Origin of the sequence: Pseudomonas sp. B1-22 (genome assembly GCF_050474425.1) — a bacterium.
GTDB lineage: Bacteria > Pseudomonadota > Gammaproteobacteria > Pseudomonadales > Pseudomonadaceae > Pseudomonas.
Genome location: NZ_JBCHVH010000001.1, coordinates 1 through 15,047, shown reverse-complemented (window position 1 = coordinate 15,047; position 15,047 = coordinate 1). Strand labels below are relative to the sequence as shown.

The following is a 15,047-nucleotide window of genomic DNA, read 5'->3' as shown; positions in this document are numbered from 1 at the left end:
TCCCGCCATGAATGCCGATGCCTCTGCCAGCCTGCGCAACCCGTCGCCCGTCATAGCCTATGATCACATCGGCATCCGCGTCAGCGACCGCAGCCGTGCCCTGGCGTTCTACGAGGCGCTGGGGTTCGTCGAAACCATGCGTTTCAGCGACTTCGAAGCGAATGAGATGCTTGCCCCCAGCGGCGTGCGCATCAACCTGATCTTCAACGGCGCCCGCCAGCTCAATGCCCACAATGTGCTGCTGGATGCGCCCATCAAGCTGCCCGGCATCACTCACCCGGCCTTCATCGTGGAGGACCTGGAAGCCCTGCAGGGCTGGCTGCTGCAACGCGGCATCACCATCACCGAAGGGCCGCACCGGATCGGGCCACGTCGCATTGCGCTGTTCATTCGCGACCCCGACGGCAATGTCCTGGAGTTCAACCAGCTATTGGCCACTAACAAGGAAACGTCATGAAGCTCTATGACCTGGAACTGTCCGGCAACTGCTACAAGGTCCGCCTGTTCGCCCACCTGGCAAAACTGGACCTGGAAATCGTCCCCGTGGACTTTCTCGGCGGAGAGCACAAGCGCGCGCCGCTGATCGACCTCAATCCCTGGGGCGAGCTGCCTATCCTGGTGGATGGCCAGCGAGTGCTGCGCGATTCGCAGGCCATCCTGGTGTACCTGGCCGGCACCTATGGTGGTGCGGCCTGGTGGCCGGTGGAGCCGCACCTGCAAGCGGAGATCATGCAATGGCTCTCGACGGCGGCCAACGAGATCCAGAACGGCCCCTGCGCCGCACGGCTGGTAGACAAGTTCGGCTATGACATCGACAAGGCCGACACCCTCGCCCGCGCCGCCCGCATCCTGCCGCTGCTGGACGCGCACCTGGCCAGGCACGACTGGCTGGCGCTTTCCCGCCCGACCATCGCCGACTGTGCGGTGTTCCCCTATGTCGCGCTGGCGCCCGAAGGCGGTATCGACCTGGCGCCCTATACCCACATTGCGCACTGGATCGACAGGATCCAGCAGTTGCCCGGGTTCGTGCCGATGCCGGGGATCTGACCGGGGCTGCGGGCCTGCAGAATCGATGCAGGCCCGCAGCAGGATCAACAAGTCGCCCCTGCGGCTACTCCTGCAGGCACGCCCCGTTGCGTCTGCTTTCGTCCTCGGCGACCAGCTCACGCAAGGTATCAAGGAACAGCTTGATCACCGGCGAGTTGTCGTCCGCCCGGTAGGTGGCATACAGGGGCACCTCCGGCAGCGCTGGCAGCAGACGACGAAACACCAGCCCGGCCGGCGCCATCGGCTCGATGGAGGCAGGCAACAGCGCCACGCCAAAACCGGCCCGCACCAGGCTGAGCAACGTCTGCACCTCGATGACCTGCTGGCGGATTTGCGGGGTGAACCCGGCCTTGATGCAGCACTGATAGAGAAAGTCGGCAAAGCGCGACTGCTTGAGCTCCAGCGCCACGAAAGGCTCCTGCGCCAGGTCCGCCGGCGCCAGGCTGTCACGCCGGGCCAACGGATGGTCGGCCGGCATGACCACCCGGATCGGCTCGTAGAGCAGCAGCTCATTGCGCAACTGCGGATCGTCGTAACCGACCCGGAACACGCAGGCGTCGATGCGCTTTTCCTTCAGCGCCTTGACCTGGGCCGCCGGGGTCATTTCATGCAGGCGCCAGGACACCTGCGGATAGCGCTCGCGGAACAGGTGCAGGGCCCGTGGCAGCACGCCGATCATCACCGAGCTGATCATGCCGATTTCCAGCTCGCCCAACTGGCCTCGCCCGGTCTGACGGGTCAAGTCCAGGGCGCGATCCAGTTGCCCGAACACCAGTGGCGCCTGCTCCTTGAGCACCTGTCCGGCCGCCGTCAGTTCCACCCGGTGGTGGCTGCGCTCGAACAGCGGCGTCCCCAGTTCCTCTTCCAGCAGCCGGATCTGCTGGCTCAGGGGCGGCTGGGAAATGTGCAGACGCGCGGCCGCCCGACCGAAGTGCAGCTCTTCGGCCAGCGCCATGAAATACCGCAGCAATCGCAGGTCCATGGCGGCTACCCCAGGGTCAGTGGCGTCGAGCGCTGGCGCACGCCGGTCAGGCTGAACAGGGCGTTGGCGATGGCCGGAGCCACCGACGGACTGCCCAGCTCACCGACGCCGCCGGGTTTGCCTGGCTCGCCGTCCAGCACCAGGATGTCCACGGCCGGCATGTCCGACATGCGGGTCACCCGATAGTCGTGGAAGTTGCTCTGCATCACGCGGCCCTGCTTGATGTCCATGCGATCGAACAGCGCGTGGCCGAGTCCCCACATCAGGCCGCCGTAGATCTGCTCTTCGACGCCCCCTGGCGACACGGCCAAACCGCAATCGACCACGCAGGTGAGCTTGTCGACACGAATTGCCCCGTCCTTTCGGGAAAGTCGGGCGACCACCGCAATGAAGCTGGTGTAACCCTGGTTGGTGGCAATGCCCAATGCCGTTCCCTCCGGCAGCGGCTGGCCCCAGCCGGCACGCTCGGCGGCGCGCTTGAGCACCGCGACATGCCGGGGCCGTTCGTGCATGTTGGCCAGGCGAAACGCCAGCGGGTCCTGCCCGGCGCCATGGGCCAGCTCATCCATGAAGCTTTCCACGGCGAACACGTTGGGGATGAAGCTCACCGAACGATACCAGCCGCTGGGCACTCCGCTTTCATGCTTGACCCAGGCCAGGTCCAGGTTCGCCGGCCGGTAGGCAAAGTCCCAGGCGGTAATGGCCTCGGTGGTGCTGTAGTCCATGTGGTCCGGGCGCTCGAAGTACCCCGGCTCCCACTGTTCCGGCGAGGCCGGCGAGACCGCGTTGAGTTGCAGGGCGGTCAATCGCCCGTCGGCGTCCAGCGCGCCCTTGGCCCGGTGCAAGGTGGCCGGGTGCATGAACAGCGCGCGCATTTCGTCTTCACGGCTGTTCATCAGCTTGACCGGCACCCCGGCCTGCTGTGCGAGATACGCCACCTCGAACAACCAGTACTTGGACTCCCGCGCACCGAAACTGCCGCCGGAGACCAACTCATTGATGGTGACCTTGTCCTTGGCGATCCCGCACACCTTTTCCGCGGCTTCCAGCGCCGATGACGGCACCTGCACCCCGCCCCAGTAGACGATGGCGTTGTTCGACACCTGCGCGGTGATGCACACCGGCTCCAGCGGGTTCTGCACCTTGTACGGCATGCGATAGTCGGCTTCGAGCAGCTTCGCCGCTTTCGGCCATTGCCCCGCGACGTCTCCCGCCGCCAGCGCGGAAACCCGCTGCGCGGCCTTGTCGTCGATGGCCGCGGCTTGCACGGTGGCCAGTTGGTCGCTGTCGAACCCACCCAGGGGTGAGTCGCTCCACTGCACCTTCAACAACTCGCGTCCCTGATGGGCGGCCCAGTAGTTGTCGGCAAGGATGGCGACACCTTCCTGGTTGCCGCCCAGTACGTCGGGCCGGCCCGGAATCGCGATCACCCGGCGTACCCCCGGTACCTGCAGCGAGGCACTGGCATCCACCGTCAGCACTTTCGCGCCGATCACCGGTGCGCGCTGAACCACCGCCACCAGCATCTGTGGCAGGGTCACGTCGATGCTGTAGGTGAAGCGCCCGCAAACCTTGGCCGCCGCATCCCGTTTGTGCCGCAGCTTGCCGATGTACTTGAACTGCCGCGGGTCCTTCAGTGCGACCTTCTCGGGTGCCGGCAATTGTGCAGCGAGCCCCGCCAACTCACCGTAACCGCAGCTGCGCTGACTGTCGGCGTGCACCACCCGCCCCTCTTCGGTGGTGCAACTCTCGGGGCTGACGTCCCACTGCCTGGCCGCTGCCGCGATCAGCAGTGCGCGGGCCGTCGCACCGGCCATGCGCAAGCGCTCGTACTCCAGCGAAACGCTGGTGCTGCCGCCGGTAGAGTAGACCTTCCAGATCGGGTGGATATAGGCCTCGAAGAACGGATTCTCCGGGGTGATCACCTGCACGGTCATCGGGTTGACGTCCAGCTCCTCAGCTACGCACGCCGCGAGAGCGGTCTGCGTGCCGGTGCCGGAATCGTGTTTGTGCACCACCAGTTTCACCGTGCCGTCGGGCAGTATCCGCACCCAGGCATTGGGTTCGAATTCGCCGTCTGGCGTCGTGGCCTTGGCCTCCGTCGCCGCGACGCCCGAGGGCAGATAGAACGCAATCGCCAGACCGGACGCGACGGTGGCCGCCTGCTTCAAAAAGCGCCGGCGCGAGGGTTCGACCGACATGTCGACGACAGGCTTCATCACGCCTCCTTCGGCGCGGACGCCGCACGCTTGATGGCTTTGTTGATCCGCCCGTAGGTGCCGCAACGGCACAGGTTGCCGGACATGGCATTGCGGATCGAGTCGTCGGTGACCGCCGCTCCCGTGTTGAGCAGCGCCGCGGCGGACATGATCTGACCGGATTGACAGTAACCGCATTGCGGGACATCTTCGGCAACCCAGGCCAGCTGCAGCGGATGCTGTCCGCTGGGCGACAGGCCTTCGATGGTGGTGATGCGGTGCCCCGCGGCGGCAGCGACCGGCAGTTGGCAGGAACGTACCGCGACACCATCCAGGTGCACCGTACAGGCGCCGCACAGGCCCATGCCGCAACCGAACTTGGTGCCGGTCAGCTTCAGGTGGTCTCGCAACACCCACAACAGCGGCATGGACGGTGACGTCCCTGCCAGCTCGTGTCGTTCGCCGTTTACCGTTAACTCGATCATTGTCAGGCTCCAGGAGAGCGGCCCGTCTTTGCGCGGGCCTGGTGACCGAATAGTGGTAAGCCGGGGAAATTCGGGCCAGCAACGATTTCTGCCATCGTGTGTAAGCAGGACTAACAGCATGTACAAGCGATACCCGTCGGTGCAGTCCATGAGTGCTTTCATCCAGGCCGCCCGCAGCGGCAGCTTCTCCAGCGCTGCGCGCAAACTCGACCTGACCCACAGCGCGATCAGCCAGCAGATCCGGACCCTTGAAGATTTCGTCGGCCAGGCACTGTTCGTGCGCGAAGGCGGCGGCAGCAAGCTGACCGATGCCGGGCAGCTGTTCGCCAGCGTCCTGTCCGATGGCCTGGCGCAGATCGACCGGGCGCTGTCGTCGGTAAAGAACCGCCGGGTGGCGCAACGCCTGACCCTCGATGTGGACACCGAACTGGCCCAGAGCTGGCTCAACCCACGGCTGCCGGAACTGCTCGATGCGCTGCCTGAGCATGAGGTGGCGCTGCTGTCGATGCCGCGTACCGAGCGCGTCTCCTTCGAGCGGGTGGACCTGGCCCTGCGCTACGGCTATGGCGACTGGGAGGACTGCGAGATGACGCAGATCTGCGGCGACCGGGTGATGGCGGTGGCTTCCCCGGCGTTGCTGGAGCGCCATGGATTGCAGGTCCCGATCACCCCGGAGCAGATACTGGAGCTGCCGCTGCTGGGGTATACGCGGCGCTCGTGGATTCCGTGGCTGGATGCGGTCGGGATGGCGCCGATCGAGCCGGGCGCACGAATGGTCTTCGACAATGCGGCGAACCTGATCGCAGCGGCCGAAGCCGGAGTCGGTGCGGGACTGGTGCGCGGCCTGCTGGCGGCGGATGCACTCTGCGCAGGGCGCCTGGTGGAACTGAACGAGGCCGAGATTCCGGCGCACTACAACCTGTATGCGGTATGGCCGCCGGGACAGGCGGAGCGGGTGGCGCCCGTGGTGGAGCTGATCAAGCGGATGGCCTCGCGAACCCAGGGCTGAGCCCGCCGCGTACACGCCGGTGACAGGGCAACGCCGCGCCGGCAGCAGGCCCATATCGAGCGCATATCAACACCTCGCCCAATTAATATTGTACGAACCTTCCTCCCCCTTCCAATACTGCCCCCAAGCAGCCAGCGTCCCAGAGCGGATGCGACCAGGCGAGGGAATGCGCGAGTCTTGCGCGCATAGAAACGGCCGATTTTCCGGGACGTGGTTGCTGTGAACCGCAAGGTTCCCTTCCCCGCTATCAGGAGATCGACTTCAATGATCATCGATATCAGCTGCTATCCAACTGACCAGGTTGACCTGGCCTGGAGGCATGACGGAGACCCGTTCACGGGCGAGCGTCTGCTGGAGATGATGGATGGCCCGTACATGGTCAACGGCAAACCTCGCCGCATCGACAAAGCCTTCATCCAGCCGCCGCAGGGCAACACCATCTACACCTGGACCGACGGCGAACTCAGCGGTCGCGAATCCATCGACGCCTACATGGCCTACACCCTGAAGATGGTCCAGACGTACCCGGACCGCTTCATCGGCTGCTTCGTCTACAACCCGCGCTGCGGCGTGGAGAACGGCGTCGAAGCGATCGAGCGCTATGTCAAGGAACATGGCTTCAAGATGGTCCAGATGCAGGCCAACATGCACGCCTATCGCCCGGATCGTGCGCTGGACTGGGTCCGTCCGGCCTTCGAGAAGTGCGCCGAGCTGGGCATCCCGGTCAAGCTGCACACCGGCGACGGGCCCTACAGCATCCCATCGGAATGGGTTCCGATGATCAAGGAGTTCCCCAACGTCAACTTCATCATGGCCCACTTCGGTGTGCAGACCGGCGGGGTCTACGTGTTCGAACCGATGCAATGGGCGATGGAACTGCCCAACGTCTACTGCGAGTCGGGCTGGTGCCTGCAATCGCGGATCGTCGAGTTCGCCAAGGTCCTGCCGACGCACAAGATCCTCTTCGGCACCGACACCCCGCCGAACGAGCCGGGCATGTGGCTACGCCTGCTGGAAGTGCTCTGCCATGAGCCGCCCCAGGGCCTGAACCTCGACGAGGACACCCTCGAGGAATACCTGGGCAACAACACCGCACGCATGATCGGGCTTGAACCGACTCCGCCGCCGCGTTCCGTTTCCGAAGCCGAGGCGCAACTCAAGCGCCCTGTCACGACTCAACTGGCCAGGAGCTGAACCCATGATCATCGATACCCATCTGCACCCCACCAACCTGGTCGACGAGGCCTGGCGCCACACCGGCGAACCCTTCACCGGCGAGCGCATGCTCAAGCTGATGGACGGCCCGTACATGATCAACGGCAAACCGCGCCGCATCGACATGGGCTTCATCCAGCCGCCGCCGGGCAATACCGGCTACCGCGACGGCAACCGGCGGGGCCGCGAGGGCGTGCGCGACTACATGTCCTATGTCGCCGAACTCTGCGTGAAATACCCGGACCGCTTCATCGGCAACTTCACCTTCAACCCGCGCTGGGGCCCGGAAAACGGTGCAGCCGAGCTGGAATTCCACGTCAAGGAATACGGCTTCAAGATGCTCAAGCTGCACGCCAACATGCACGGCTACCGTCCGGACCGCGCACTCGACTGGCTACGCCCGGCCATGAAGGTCTGCGCCAAGTACAACGTCGTGGTGCTGATCCACACCGGTGACGGGCCCTACACCATTCCGACGATGTTCTACCCGATCATCCGCGAATTCCCGATGGTCAATTTCATCATCGGCCACTTCGGCATCCAGACCGGCGGCAACTACTCGTTCGAGGCCTTCTGGATGGCCATGGACACGCCGAACGTGTACTGCGAATCCGGCTGGTGCTTCCAGTCGCGAATCGTCGAGTTCGCCAAGGACCTGCCGCGCAACAAGATCGTGTTCGGCACCGACTCGCCGCCGAACGAGCCGGGCATGTGGCTGCGGGAACTGGAGGTACTGTGCTCACCGCCACCCCAGGGCCTGGGCATCGACGAGGACCACCTCGAGGACTACCTGGGCAACAACATCGCCCGGCTGTGCGGCATCGAGCCGACACCGCCGCCCAGGAACCTGGTCGAGGCAGACCTCCGTCTGAGCAAGACCTACCTGTAACACAGCGGGACTTCCAGGCGCACAGATGAACCGGTGTTCGATCGGGCAGGCCGCTGGCCTCTCGATCGAACGTCGCCCTCGGCCCTGCGCGCCTGTTTTTTTCAAGAGGTGAAACCATGCCCCTCTCCACGCTCGGCGATACCCAGGATTTCCACGACTTCATCGACAGCTATCGCCGGCAGTATCCGGACGATGTGCTCACCATCGAGTCACCCCTTTCCGCCGACCAGGAGGTCACCGCTCTGGTCGATGCCCTGGCCGCGCAAGGCCGCGATCCCCTGTTGATCTGCGAGAACGTCGGCACGCTCGGCGTGCCGGTGGTCACCAACCTGTTCGCGTCCAGGACCCGCATCGCGCGGATCTTCGGCGTCACCCCGGCGCAGTTGCACGAAACCTTCCAGAGCCGCGCCAACCAGCCGATCCCGCCCCGCTATGTTGAAACCGGCCCGGTACTCGACGAGATATTCGAAGGCGAAGCGCTGGACCTGGCGCTGCTGCCGATGCTCAAGCATTTCGACAGCGACCGCGGGCCGTACATCACCAACGCGATCATCATCGCCGAAGACCCGGTCACCGGCATCGCCAACATGAGCTATCACCGCTCGATGCGCCACGCCCGGCAGACCCTCGCCACCAGCCTGCATTCCCGTGGTCACCTGTGGCGCATGCTGCAAAGCGCCCGCGAGCGGGGCGAAGAACTGCACGTGGCCATGGTGGTCGGCGCGCACCCACTGTTCATGCTGGCCGCCGCCGCGCGGCTGCCGTTTGGCAGCGACGAGCGTGCAGTGGCCGGCGGACTGTTCGGCGCACCGCTGGAACTGGTCAGGACCCCGCGCTACGGCATCGGCGTGCCGGCCTACGCCGAGTTCGTGCTGGAAGGCGCGATAGACCCGGCCGGGTATGCCGAAGAAGGCCCATTCGGCGAGTTCAGCGGGTACTCCTCGGACCGCTCGACCAACAACGTCCTGCGGGTCGACACGCTGATGCGCCGCAAGGACGCCTGGCTGGTGGACGTGGTCGGCGGACGCTACGCCGAGCACCTGACCCTGGCGAGGCTGCCGCGGGAAGCGGAGATGAGCGAGAAGCTCAAGGCGCGCTTCCCCGCCGTCACCGCCGTGCACTACCCCAACTCCGGCACCCACTTCCATTGCTACGTGGCACTGGACCAGACCCGTGACGGCGAAGCGCGGCAGATCATGCTCGCCTTGCTGGGCTGGGACCCGTACCTGAAAACCGTGATCGCGGTGGATGGCGACATCGACATCACCGATGACAGCCAGGTGCTGTGGGCGCTGGCGACTCACTTCCAGCCGCACCAGGACATCTTCGTCGTCGACGGTTTGCCCGGCAGTCCGCTGGACCCCTCCTCCTCGGTCAATGGCACCACGTCGCGGATGGGCCTGGATGCCACCCGAGGTTCGGGCTTCGACGGTATCAAGGCGCAACTGGACCAGGAGGTGGTCGAGCGCGCACGCGATCTGCTCAAGAGCATCCCGTCATGAGCCGCCAGCGGATGGTGGTCGGCATCAGCGGTGCGTCGGGCTTCATCTACGGCGTGCGACTGCTGGAATTGCTGGCCGAGCTGAACATCGAAAGCCACCTGATCATCAGCCGTGCCGCGCTGCTGACCATGGCCCATGAAACCGACTACAAACTGGCGGACGTCACCGCACTGGCCAGCCACTACCACCGCGCCGACGACGTGGCCGCCGGCATCGCCAGCGGTTCGTTCCGCTGCCTGGGCATGGTGGTCGCCCCCTGCTCCATGCGCACCCTGGCGGAAATCGCCACCGGCACCTCCACCGGCCTGATCGGCCGCGCCGCCGACGTCACCCTCAAGGAGCGCCGGACACTGGTGCTGATGGCCCGGGAGACGCCGTTGACCCTGGCGCACCTGCGCAACATGACCGCCGTCACCGAGATGGGCGGAATCATCGCTCCGCCGGTGCCGGCCTTCTATGCCCGCCCGCACACCCTTTCGCAAATGGTCGATCACAGCCTCGGCCGTGTCCTCGACCTGTTCGGCCTCGACGCCGGTACCGCGCTGCGCTGGGGTGAACCCGGCCCGGCGTCCACCGGCCATTTCTCTCCATCGAAGGAGCTCGCATGAACAGCCCATTCCAGCAACCGACCCCGAACCGCAAGATTCCGGTCACCATCCTCACCGGCTTCCTCGGCGCCGGAAAAACCACGCTGCTCAACTACATCCTCAAGGAAAACCACGGTCGCAGGATTGCCGTGATCGAAAACGAGTTCGGCGAAGTCGGCATCGACGGCGACCTGGTGCTCAGTTCCGAGACCGAAGAAATCTACGAGATGGTCAACGGCTGCGTGTGCTGCACCGCGGAGGTTCGCGAGGACCTGGTGCGCATCGTCCGCGAGCTGGTGGCGCGTCCGGTACGCCTCGATCACATCCTGATCGAAACCAGCGGCCTGGCCGACCCGTACCCGGTGGCGCAGAGCTTCTTCATCAACGACCCGATTGCCGAAGAAGTGGAACTGGACGCCATCGTGGCCATGGTCGACGCCAAGCACATCACCCAGCACCTGGAGGATCTGCAACTCGACGGCGCGGACAACCAGGCCGTGGACCAGATCGTCTGTGCCGACCGGATCGTCATCAACAAGATCGATCTGGTCAGCGACGCCGAAGTGGCGAGCCTGAGCGAGAAGATTCGCGGCTTGAATGCCACGGCGGACCTGGTGACCTCCAGCTACGCCGAGATCGACCTATCGAAGATCCTCGGTGTCGGTGCCTTCGAGGCCACCCAGAAGCTGATGGAGATCGGCTCGGATCACGATCACCACGCCGATGAGCATCATCACGACCACGACGATCTGGAGCATGACCACGACCCCAGCGTTTCCTCCGTCGGCATCGCCGTGGACGGCGCGGTGAACCTGGGCGCCTTCCACCGCTGGATCAGCGAACTGCGCGTCCAGCAGGCCGACAACCTCTACCGCATGAAAGGCGTGCTGGCGGTCAAGGACCAGGATCAGCGCTACGTGCTGCAAGGCGTGCACAGCCTCGTCGAGTTCCGCGCCTCCACCTCGTGGGGCACGGAACAACGCTCCAGCAAGATCGTGTTCATCGGCCGCGACCTGGATCGTGCGGCGTTGAACCAAGGATTCGCGGCCTGCCTGGCCGGCTGAGAAAAAAGCATCGGCGCCGGTGGATGGCGGCTCCGGGCACGCAGAACGAATACCCCTCTCTACCCAATAAAAACAGCAAGAGGTGATTCCCCATGTCGTCAGCCAGTACCGTCTCCACCGTCCACCCGGTCGACCAGGTATTACCGGTCCGGCAAATGCTCACCCTCGGCCTGCAGCACATGGCCGTCTCGTACATCGGCGCCATCGCCGTGCCGTTGATTGTCGCCAGCGCCTTGAAAATGTCCGAAGCCGATACCGTGGTACTGATCAGCACCACACTCTTCTGCTCCGGGATCGCCACCCTGCTGCAGTGTGTCGGCTTCTGGAAGTTCGGCGTGCGCCTGCCGATCCTCCAGGGCGTGGCCTTCAGCAGCGTCGGCCCGGTCATCGCCATCGGCAGCGACCCGCAGGTGGGGTTCGCCGGGGTTTGCGGAGCGGTGATCGGCGCGGGGATATTCACGCTGCTCGCCGCGCCCCTCGTGGGTCGATTGCGCCGGTACTTCCCACCGGTGGTCACCGGCTGCATCGTCACGGTGATCGGCCTGCAGCTGTTCCCGATCGCCTACGAGTGGATCGGCGGCGGCCGCCACGCCAGCGACTTCGGCGCACCGACCTACCTGGCCGTCTCCGTGGTGGTGCTGGCGACCATCCTGCTGGTCAACCGCTACGGCGGCCCGCTTATGCGCAACATGGCGGTTCTGATGGGCATGCTGGTGGGTGCGGGGCTGGCCTACGGCCTGGGCATGGGCAGTTTCCACAGCGTACAGGAAGCCCCCTGGCTGACCGTGCCCTACCCCTTCCACTTCGGCCTGCCGATCTTCAGCCTGATCCCGATCGCGACCATGGTGGTGGTGATGATCGTGCAGATGGTCGAGTCCATGGGGCTGTTCGTCGCCATCGGCGACATCGTCGATAAACCGGTGAGCGAGAAACAGGTGATCGGCGGCCTGCGCGCCAATGGGCTGGCGAGCACCATCGCCGGGATGTTCGCAGCGTTTCCGTTCATTGCCTTCATGGAGAACGTCGGGCTGGTGATCCTCACCGGCGTGCGCAGCCGCTGGGTGGTGGCGATCAGCGGGCTGCTGATGTGCTCGGTGGCGCTGGTGCCCAAGGCCGGGGCGATCATCGCCTCGATGCCCACCGCAGCCCTCGGCGGCGCCGGAGTCGCCATGTTCGGCGTGGTCGCGGCGGCCGGCATCCAGACCCTGGCCAAGGTCGATTACGAGCGCAACCGCTACAACGTCCTGATCGTCGGTTTCACCATCGTGGCCGCCCTGGTGCCGGTGATGGCGCCGACCCTGTTCAAGCAACTGCCCGAGTGGTCTCAGCCGTTCCTGCACAGCAGCGTGGTGATCGCCTGCCTGGTGTCGGTGCTGCTCAACGCGGCGCTCAATGGCGTCAGCGCCCCCGACAGTACAGCCAGCAAGTCCGCCTCCCACACCCTCTGACTGGAGAAGCCCATGACTCAACTGCAGAACACCCTGATCAAGAATCCCCTGGCGGTGATGACCGGGTTGCGCGGTCCGCGCGCCCGGGCTGGCGGCGTAGACATCCGCATCGTCAACGGTCGCATCGCCGAAATGGCGGTGGGCCTCACGGCGCAACCGGGGGAGCGGGTCATCGACGCCCGTGACTCGGTGGTGTATCCGGGCTGGATCAACACCCACCATCACCTGTTCCAGAATCTGCTCAAGGCAGTACCGGAGGGGATGAACCAGGACCTGCAAGGCTGGTTGGCCAGCGTGCCCTATCCACGCCTGAACCTCTTCACCCCGCAACTGGCGCGGATCGCTGCGCGGCTGGGCATGGCCGAACTGCTGCTGTCCGGGGTTACGACCTGCGCCGATCACCATTACCTCTACCACGCCAACGGCACCACTGAGACCGGCGACCTGTTATTCGACATGGCCGAGACATTCGGGATGCGCTTCGCTCTGTGCCGGGGCGGCGCATTGGAGTCGGCCAGCGCACATCCGGGATTCTCGAAAACGGCGCTGCAACCGGAGACCCTGGATCAGATGGTCGGCGACATTGAGCGACTCAAATCGCTGTACCACCAGGACACTCCGGATGCGATGCGCCGGGTGGTGGTGGCACCGACCACGCCGACCTTCTCGCTGCCGCCAACACTGCTGCGCGAACTGGCCCACTCCGCACGCGGCCTCGGCCTGCGGCTGCACACGCATCTTTCCGAGACGCAGAACTACGTCAACTTCTGCCGCGAAAAATACAACTGCCTGCCCGTGGAGTTCGTCGCCGAACACGAATGGCTCGGCCCTGACGTCTGGTTCGCCCATGCGGTCCATCTGCAGCCAGGCGAGATCCGCATGCTCGCGCAAACCGGCACCGGCATTTCCCACTGCCCGGTGAGCAACGCACGGTTGGGCAGCGGTATCGCACCGGTGCCGCAGATGTACGAGGCCGGTGTGCCGATTTCCCTCGGGGTCGACGGCGTGGCCTCGAACGAATCCGGAAGCATGGTTGGTGAGGCGCACACGGCCTGGCTGATCCATCGCGCGGAGCAAGGCGCGTCAGCCACCACGGCTGAGGACGTGATCCACTGGGGAACGGCCGGAGGGGCAAGAGTGCTGGGGCTGGACTCGGTTGGCACCCTGGAAGTCGGACAGGCAGCGGACCTGGTGATCTACGGCCTGGACCATCCGCGCTTCTTCGGCTTCCACGATACCGCGCTGGCGCCGGTCGCTGCAGGCGAGCCGATTACCGTGCGCTACAGCATGGTCGGGGGGCGGCTGGTGGTCGACGGCGGCGTGATTCCGGGCCTGGACCTGGAACAGATGCGCGCCGAAGCCTGGGACGGGGTGCAGCAGCTGATGCAGGTCGACGACTGATCCACCCACCCTCCTCGTAGGAGCCGGCTTGCCAGCGATGGCGGCCTTAAGGCCGGACTCCTACGGCCTCCCCCTCGGGACAACTCGACATGTCCGGCTCATTGCGCCGTGCCGGTAGACGCACGTCCTGCGCAAAGCCTCACCGAGAAAAATAAAAAGTCCCCCGCGCCGAACGGGGTGATGACTCAAGGGAAACAGAAAATGCAGAAACGCACGTTACCTGCCTGCCAGGCCTTTGCCATCGGTGTTCTATCGTTGACTGCGATTGCTTCTGCACAAGCGGCCGAGTGGAGCGACAGCTCTTTCAGCTACTTGTACGGCACTCGCTTTGCCGAGCCGGGAATCGATGATTCGATCGCCAAGAACATCGTCGAATTCACCTATGTTGATGGATACCAGTACGGCGGCAACTTTCTCGACATACAGGCGTTGTTTTCCGACAGCACCGATCCCGCCGAAGACAGCAACGACGGCGCCACGGAATTCTATGTGGTGTACCGCCATCAACTATCGCTCAACAAGATTTCCGGCCAGGACTTCAAGTGGGGCCCCGTTCGGGACTGGTCGCTGTCGGCCGGCCTCGACTGGAACACCAAGAACACCGCGTTCGCGCCGGAAAAACGCATGTTCGTCGTCGGCCCGACCATCAATTTCGATGTACCGGGCTTCTGGGACCTGAGCCTGATGTACCGCACCGAGAAGAACCATAATGGCTTGTCGTTCGCCCAGAAGCACGATATCCGCTTCGACGATACGTACTATGTGGAAACCGCCTGGGACACGCCCTTCCAGCTCGGCTCGGTATCGCTGAAGTTCAAGGGGTTTGCCAACTTCGTCCCCCCCAAGGGCAAGGACGGCTTCGGTAACGACACCGTGAGCGAGACGCTGGTGCATGCTGCGGTGCTTGTAGACGTAGGCGAACTGGCATTCGGCAAGAAGAGCACCCTCTTTGCCGGGGTAGGTTACGAATACTGGAAGAACAAGTTCGGCAACAACTCCGCCAATACGCCAGGCACCGAGGCCAATACGCCGTTCCTGAACCTGGAATGGCATCTGTAAGACGGCAGGTGTGGGCCTGCTCTGTCGCCTGGCGACTTTCCCGCGCGCAAAAGCAAAGCCCCCGGCCAGCGATGCTGACCAGGGGCTTTGGGATAGGCGCTTGACGATGACCTACTCTCACATGGGGAAACCCCACACTACCATCGGCGATGCGTCGTTTC

14 protein-coding genes are annotated in these 15,047 nt (G+C 64.6%); 11 read left to right on the top strand and 3 right to left on the bottom strand.

The features are described from left to right. The first annotated feature begins 7 nt into the window (after positions 1-7). A complete protein-coding gene (locus tag ACQ5BL_RS00070; protein WP_207887267.1) occupies positions 8-457 on the top strand; it encodes a VOC family protein in 450 nt (149 codons plus the stop codon). Further along, positions 454-1,047, top strand: a complete 594-nt coding sequence (locus ACQ5BL_RS00065) for a glutathione S-transferase family protein (RefSeq protein WP_243809225.1) — start codon at positions 454-456, stop codon at positions 1,045-1,047. Before ACQ5BL_RS00070 ends, ACQ5BL_RS00065 begins: the two co-directional genes overlap by 4 nt. A 64-nt stretch (positions 1,048-1,111) precedes the next feature. Here ACQ5BL_RS00065 and ACQ5BL_RS00060 read toward each other — a convergent pair whose 3' ends face one another. The 3 genes from ACQ5BL_RS00060 to ACQ5BL_RS00050 are packed head-to-tail and all read right to left on the bottom strand — an operon-like array spanning position 1,112 to position 4,712. Then, the gene (locus tag ACQ5BL_RS00060) at positions 1,112-2,029 is read right to left on the bottom strand and encodes a LysR substrate-binding domain-containing protein (RefSeq protein WP_207887269.1); all 918 of its coding nucleotides are present in this window, start codon (positions 2,027-2,029) and stop codon (positions 1,112-1,114) included. 5 nt (positions 2,030-2,034) lie between these two features. After that, on the bottom strand, positions 2,035-4,248 hold the full coding sequence (locus ACQ5BL_RS00055; protein ID WP_243809222.1) for a xanthine dehydrogenase family protein molybdopterin-binding subunit: 2,214 nt from the start codon (positions 4,246-4,248) through the stop codon (positions 2,035-2,037). Continuing rightward, the gene (locus ACQ5BL_RS00050; protein WP_207887270.1) at positions 4,248-4,712 is read right to left on the bottom strand and encodes a (2Fe-2S)-binding protein; all 465 of its coding nucleotides are present in this window, start codon (positions 4,710-4,712) and stop codon (positions 4,248-4,250) included. Before ACQ5BL_RS00050 ends, ACQ5BL_RS00055 begins: the two co-directional genes overlap by 1 nt. A gap of 118 nt (positions 4,713-4,830) precedes the next feature. Between ACQ5BL_RS00050 and ACQ5BL_RS00045 the strand changes: the two genes are divergently transcribed. From ACQ5BL_RS00045 to ACQ5BL_RS00005, 9 genes are all read left to right on the top strand, one after another. Continuing rightward, a complete protein-coding gene (locus ACQ5BL_RS00045) occupies positions 4,831-5,721 on the top strand; it encodes a LysR substrate-binding domain-containing protein (RefSeq protein ID WP_243809221.1) in 891 nt (296 codons plus the stop codon). Between the two features lie 264 nt (positions 5,722-5,985). Next, positions 5,986-6,915 carry an amidohydrolase family protein gene (locus ACQ5BL_RS00040; protein WP_138217011.1) on the top strand — a complete coding sequence of 310 codons (930 nt, stop codon included), beginning with the start codon at positions 5,986-5,988 and terminating at the stop codon, positions 6,913-6,915. 4 nt (positions 6,916-6,919) lie between these two features. Continuing rightward, on the top strand, positions 6,920-7,825 hold the full coding sequence (locus ACQ5BL_RS00035; RefSeq protein WP_207887272.1) for an amidohydrolase family protein: 906 nt from the start codon (positions 6,920-6,922) through the stop codon (positions 7,823-7,825). A gap of 116 nt (positions 7,826-7,941) precedes the next feature. Further along, positions 7,942-9,327: a UbiD family decarboxylase gene (locus ACQ5BL_RS00030; RefSeq protein ID WP_243809220.1), complete on the top strand. Its 1,386-nt coding sequence runs from the start codon at positions 7,942-7,944 to the stop codon at positions 9,325-9,327. Next, positions 9,324-9,935 (top strand): UbiX family flavin prenyltransferase, encoded by a 612-nt coding sequence (locus ACQ5BL_RS00025; protein ID WP_207887274.1) that lies wholly within the window; start codon positions 9,324-9,326, stop codon positions 9,933-9,935. The genes ACQ5BL_RS00030 and ACQ5BL_RS00025 overlap by 4 nt, the downstream gene beginning before the upstream one ends. Then, positions 9,932-10,978 carry a CobW family GTP-binding protein gene (locus ACQ5BL_RS00020; protein WP_243809219.1) on the top strand — a complete coding sequence of 349 codons (1,047 nt, stop codon included), beginning with the start codon at positions 9,932-9,934 and terminating at the stop codon, positions 10,976-10,978. Before ACQ5BL_RS00025 ends, ACQ5BL_RS00020 begins: the two co-directional genes overlap by 4 nt. 92 nt (positions 10,979-11,070) lie before the next feature. Continuing rightward, a complete protein-coding gene (locus ACQ5BL_RS00015) occupies positions 11,071-12,426 on the top strand; it encodes a nucleobase:cation symporter-2 family protein (protein ID WP_243809218.1) in 1,356 nt (451 codons plus the stop codon). 12 nt (positions 12,427-12,438) lie between these two features. Next, positions 12,439-13,827 carry an amidohydrolase family protein gene (locus tag ACQ5BL_RS00010; protein ID WP_243809217.1) on the top strand — a complete coding sequence of 463 codons (1,389 nt, stop codon included), beginning with the start codon at positions 12,439-12,441 and terminating at the stop codon, positions 13,825-13,827. A gap of 201 nt (positions 13,828-14,028) precedes the next feature. Then, positions 14,029-14,886, top strand: a complete 858-nt coding sequence (locus ACQ5BL_RS00005; protein ID WP_243809216.1) for a hypothetical protein — start codon at positions 14,029-14,031, stop codon at positions 14,884-14,886. Positions 14,887-15,047: the final 161 nt, after the last annotated feature.

Bases quoted from the DNA above. Each gene is read 5' to 3' on its own strand.
- ACQ5BL_RS00070 (WP_207887267.1), top strand. From the start codon at position 8: ATGAATGCCGATGCCTCTGCCAGCCTGCGCAACCCGTCGCCCGTCATA.
- ACQ5BL_RS00065 (WP_243809225.1), top strand. From the start codon at position 454: ATGAAGCTCTATGACCTGGAACTGTCCGGCAACTGCTACAAGGTCCGC.
- ACQ5BL_RS00060 (WP_207887269.1), bottom strand. From the start codon at position 2,029: ATGGACCTGCGATTGCTGCGGTATTTCATGGCGCTGGCCGAAGAGCTG.
- ACQ5BL_RS00055 (WP_243809222.1), bottom strand. From the start codon at position 4,248: ATGAAGCCTGTCGTCGACATGTCGGTCGAACCCTCGCGCCGGCGCTTT.
- ACQ5BL_RS00050 (WP_207887270.1), bottom strand. From the start codon at position 4,712: ATGATCGAGTTAACGGTAAACGGCGAACGACACGAGCTGGCAGGGACG.
- ACQ5BL_RS00045 (WP_243809221.1), top strand. From the start codon at position 4,831: ATGTACAAGCGATACCCGTCGGTGCAGTCCATGAGTGCTTTCATCCAG.
- ACQ5BL_RS00040 (WP_138217011.1), top strand. From the start codon at position 5,986: ATGATCATCGATATCAGCTGCTATCCAACTGACCAGGTTGACCTGGCC.
- ACQ5BL_RS00035 (WP_207887272.1), top strand. From the start codon at position 6,920: ATGATCATCGATACCCATCTGCACCCCACCAACCTGGTCGACGAGGCC.
- ACQ5BL_RS00030 (WP_243809220.1), top strand. From the start codon at position 7,942: ATGCCCCTCTCCACGCTCGGCGATACCCAGGATTTCCACGACTTCATC.
- ACQ5BL_RS00025 (WP_207887274.1), top strand. From the start codon at position 9,324: ATGAGCCGCCAGCGGATGGTGGTCGGCATCAGCGGTGCGTCGGGCTTC.
- ACQ5BL_RS00020 (WP_243809219.1), top strand. From the start codon at position 9,932: ATGAACAGCCCATTCCAGCAACCGACCCCGAACCGCAAGATTCCGGTC.
- ACQ5BL_RS00015 (WP_243809218.1), top strand. From the start codon at position 11,071: ATGTCGTCAGCCAGTACCGTCTCCACCGTCCACCCGGTCGACCAGGTA.
- ACQ5BL_RS00010 (WP_243809217.1), top strand. From the start codon at position 12,439: ATGACTCAACTGCAGAACACCCTGATCAAGAATCCCCTGGCGGTGATG.
- ACQ5BL_RS00005 (WP_243809216.1), top strand. From the start codon at position 14,029: ATGCAGAAACGCACGTTACCTGCCTGCCAGGCCTTTGCCATCGGTGTT.